Here is a 3662-nt window from a genome sequence, read left to right as displayed (position 1 = left end):
CCCAAGGCAATGTGATCGCCACGGGGGTCGTTGCGGCTGACGGAACGTTCGCCATCACGCTCGCCCCCGCGGTCATCGACGGCAGCAGCTTGCAGATCGAGCTGACCGATGCGGCAGGTAATACCTCGCAGCCTGCTTCGGTGGCTTCGCCGGATTTGACTGCACCAGCGCAGCCGACTGATCTGGCATTGACGGAAGGCGTCACGCTGACCGGCAGCGGCGAGCCGGGCGCGACCGTGCAGGTGCGTGATGCCTCTGGCGCAATCATCGGCAGCGGTGTCGTTGGGGCGGATGGGCGATTCAGCATCGACCTAAGCCCTGCACAAGCCAACGGCGAGTTTATAGATGTTCATCTGATCGATGCCGCCGGCAATGAATCGCTGCCGCTGGCGTTCCAGGCACCGGATATCACGGCGCCTGAGGCGGTTACCGAAATAGTCGTCAGTGCCGATGGGCTGACGGTTTCTGGGCGTGGTGAGATTGGAGCCAGTGTCGAGGTTCGTGATGCTCAGGGCACCGTCATCGGCACCGGTGTTGTTGGTGCAAATGGTGCATTCGTTATCGCATTGGACGGCGCCGTTGCAGCTGGCGACGTGATCAGCCTGGTGCAGACAGATACGGCAGGTAACGCCTCGCCAGCAACCGGTTTCACCGTGCCTTCCACCCCTGCCCCTGCCACTCCGACAGAACTGGCAGTGAGCGCTGATGGCTCAGAGCTGAGCGGCCTCGCCACACCCGGAAACCGTGTCGAGGTGCATGGCGCAGATGGCACGCTGTTGGGCAGTGCGATCGCCGCTGAGGACGGCTCCTTCACCATCACTCTGGTGCCACCACAGGCCAACGGCGAAGCTCTGGAAGTGTTCGCGGTTGACGTAATCACCGATCAAGCCTCGATCCCGGCCAGCATCACTGCCCCAGACATCACTCCGCCTGTGACGCCATCCGAGTTGGCCGTAAACGCCGACGGCTCGGTGCTCACTGGTCGCGGTGAGCCGGGTAGCACAGTTCGAGTTGTCGATGCCCAAGGCAAACAATTGGGCACCGCTGTGGTGAACGCGGCGGGCAGCTTCGCGGTAACCCTGGTTCCGGCGCAGACCGAAGGTCAAAACCTTGAAGCCACGGCTCAAGATGCCGCTGGCAACGTATCGCCAGCCAGTTCGATCACTGCACCCAACCTCGAACCCCCTATCGACACCACCGCGCCGCAAGCGCCAACCGATCTGGTGATCAACGTCAGTGGTCGCGAGCTTTCTGGCCGTGGCGAAGCGGGCACTACCGTGACCGTGCGTGATGCCCAAGGCAATGTGATCGCCACGGGGGTCGTTGCGGCTGACGGAACGTTCGCCATCACGCTCGCCCCCGCGGTCATCGACGGCAGCAGCTTGCAGGTCGAGCTGACCGATGGGGCAGGTAATACCTCGCAGCCTGCTTCGGTGGCCTCGCCGGATTTGACTGCACCAGCGCAGCCGACTGATCTGGCGTTGACGGAAGGCGTCACGCTGACCGGTAACGGCGAGCCGGGCGCGACCGTGCAGGTGCGTAATGTCTCTGGCGCAATCATCGGCAGCGGTGTCGTTGGGGCGGATGGGCGATTCAGCATCGAGCTAAGCCCTGCACAAGCCAACGGCGAGTTCATCGATGTTCGACTGGTCGATGCAGCCGGCAATGAATCGCTGCCGCTGGCCTTCCAGACGCCTGATATCACCGCGCCTGTCGCGCCGTTCGAATTGCAGGTCAGCGCCGATGGCAGCGTGCTCAGCGGTCGCGGTGAGCCGGGGAGTACGGTTCGGATCGTCGATGCACAGGGCAATGAACTAGGCAACACTGTGGTGGGCGCCGCAGGCAGCTTCGCAGTGACGCTGGTGCCTGCCCAGACCGAAGGGCAGAACCTTCAAGCCACTGCACAGGATGCTGCTGGCAACGTGTCGCCGACCACCTCGGTCATCGCACCGAACCTCGAAACGCCGATCGACGATACCCCGCCGGATGCACCCACCGGCCTCTTGATCAATGCGGCAGGGCGCGAGTTGTCGGGCCGTGGTGAAGCGGGCACGACCGTGACCGTGCGCGATGCGCAGGGCATTGTCATCGCCAGCGGCACGGTTGGGGCTGATGGCCGCTTCTCGGTCGCGCTCGATCCCGCGGTCATCGATGGCAGCAGCGTCCAGGTCGATCTGACCGACGCGGCTGGAAATGTCTCCGAAGCAGTCTCGGTGCTCTCGCCAGACCTGCTCGCACCTGAGCAACCGACCGATCTGGCCCTGGCCGAAGGCATAACCCTGACCGGCAGCGGCGAACCGGGCGCGACGGTAGAAGTGCGCAATGCTGCCGGCGCGGTGATTGGCAGCGGGACTGTCGGGGCCAATGGCCGCTTCGCCGTCGAACTCGCGCCGGCACAGGCCAACGGCGAGTTCATCGATATCCACCTGATCGATGCCGCCGGCAACGAGTCGATTCCCCTGGCCTTCCAAGCGCCCGATATCACCGCGCCGGAGGCCGTCACTGAGGTGGTGGTCAGCGCCGATGGGCGCACGGTTGCAGGCCATGGCGAGATTGGCGCCCGTGTTGAAGTGCGTGATGCGCAGGGTGCGCTGATCGGCAGCGGCGTAGTCGGCGCCAACGGCGCGTTCGTCATTGCCTTGGACGGTGCATTAAAAGCTGGCCAAGTCATCGACCTGGTGCAGACCGATGCGGCAGGCAATGCCTCGCCAGCCATCAATTTCACCATTCCCGCGACTCCTGCCCCTGCCACGCCAGCCGAGCTGGCACTGAGCGCCGACGGCTCCGAGCTGAGCGGCGTTGCAACGCCCGGAAACCGTGTTGAGGTACACGCTGCGGACGGCACTTTGCTGGGCAGCGCAATCGCGGCTCAAGACGGTTCCTTCACCCTCACCTTGGTGCCAGCACAAGCCAATGGCGAAGCGCTGGAAGTGTTCGCGGTTGATGTAGTCACCGATCAAGCCTCGATCCCCGCCAGCCTCGTCGCTCCGGATATCACTCCGCCGGTGGCACCGTCTGAATTGGGCGTTAGCGCAGACGGCACTGTGCTCACAGGTCGTGGTGAGCCGGGTAGCACGGTGCGTGTGGTCGATGCCCAGGGCAACCCAGTGGGCACAGCGGTCATCAATGCGGCGGGCAGCTTCGCCATCACCCTCGACCCGCCACAGACCACAGGTCAGACGCTCGAAGCCAGCGCGCAGGATGCGGCTGGCAACGTGTCGCCAAGCGGTTCGGTCACGGCCCCTAATCTTGAGACGCCAGTCGACGACACCCCGCCGCAAGCCCCGACCGATCTGCTCATCAGCGCTGGCGGCAGCCAACTGAGCGGTCGCGGCGAAGCGGGAACCACTGTCAGCATTCGCGATGCCCAGGGCGCTGTGCTCGCCACGGGTGTGGTTGCGGCGGATGGCACATTCTCGGTCGCCCTCGATCCCGCCGTGATCGACGGCAGTACGCTGCAAGTCGACCTCACCGATGCCGCGGGCAATGCTTCTGCCGCCGTCTCGGTCGTCTCACCGGACCTGCTCGCACCTGCGCAACCGACTGATCTGGCCTTGGCCGAAGGCGTAACCCTGACCGGCAGCGGCGAACCGGGCGCGACGGTAGAAGTGCGCAATGCTGCCGGCGCGGTGATTGGCAGCGGGACTGTCGGGGCCAATGGC

1 protein-coding gene is annotated in these 3662 nt (G+C 64.7%); it reads left to right on the top strand.

Going from position 1 to position 3662, the window contains the following annotated elements; translation table 11 throughout:
* The coding region (locus tag H618_RS21935) for an Ig-like domain-containing protein (RefSeq protein WP_245586796.1) at positions 1–3662 on the top strand (3662 nt) is incomplete at both ends.

The organism is Pseudomonas cremoricolorata DSM 17059 = NBRC 16634 (genome assembly GCF_000425745.1).
GTDB lineage: Bacteria > Pseudomonadota > Gammaproteobacteria > Pseudomonadales > Pseudomonadaceae > Aquipseudomonas > Aquipseudomonas cremoricolorata.
Note: the sequence above shows the minus strand (reverse complement) of the source record. Positions and strands in the feature narration are given on the sequence as shown.